Below are 925 nucleotides of genomic sequence, written 5' to 3'. Positions count from 1 at the left end.
ATAGTGGCGCGTGCCTGGGCCTGCGCGCGCCCTGGCCCGCCGCGGTCGCTGCGCGCACGGCCTTACGGGGGGAGAAACGGGGGCCCGGGGCGCTGTTCCTCGGCTCGGCCGCCCACGCGATCCTTCCTCCGTCCCGCCCGTTGACCGCGGCCATGGGGACGCTCTTCGGCGGACTCGGGATGACCTCGGGCTGGCCGGTGGCACGCGGCGGCTCGCAGGCGGTCGTGGACGCCCTGGTCCGTGTGCTCACCGCCCATGGCGGCCGGGTGCACACCGGGCGGCGGATCTCGGACCTGGCCGAGCTCGGCGACGTGGACGCCGTCCTGCTGGACATGATGCCCGTACACATCGCCGAGCTTGCCGGCACCGGACTGGAGCAGCGGACGCTGCGGCGTCTGCGCCGATGGCGGCACGGGCCCGCCGCCGCGAAGGTCGACTTCCTCCTGGACGGGCCCGTCCCGTGGTGCGACCCGAGGGTCGGCGGGGCGGGCACGGTCCATCTCGGCGGAACGTCCGCGCAGCTGGCGGCCGCAGAGTCGGAGGTGTCCGCCGGGCGGATGCCGGCGCGGCCCTTCGTCATGCTGTGCCAGCAGCAGGCGGCGGATCCCACGCGGGCCACGGGTGCCGTAGGCGGGAGCACGGTGGTGTGGGCCTACGCCCACGTGCCGCGGGGTTGGCAGGGGACGGTGCGGACCGTCGTCGAGCAGGCGGTGGAGGAGCATGCCCCCGGGTTCCGGGACCGGATCCTGCATGCGGTGGAGACCGGGCCGGAGGCCTTGGAGGCATGGAACCCGAACCTCGTGGGCGGTGACATCGCCGGAGGCGCGCTGGACGGGACCCAGCTGATCGCCCCGGCCGTGGCTGACCGCTCCGCATCGGCTGCGTCGCGCGCGCGGGGGAGCGGGGGCGGTGCCGGGGGTTGTAC

Annotated in this window: 1 protein-coding gene; it reads left to right on the top strand. The window is 75.7% G+C overall.

The window, feature by feature from the left end; genetic code table 11:
• Positions 1–152 precede the first annotated feature (152 nt).
• On the top strand, positions 153–925 hold a 773-nt coding region (locus AC2W7A_RS12885), incomplete at its 3' end, for a phytoene desaturase family protein (protein WP_485991673.1).

The organism is Micrococcus sp. LASM2_SD2 (assembly GCF_057364565.1).
This window is presented reverse-complemented; position numbering and strand designations above follow the sequence as displayed.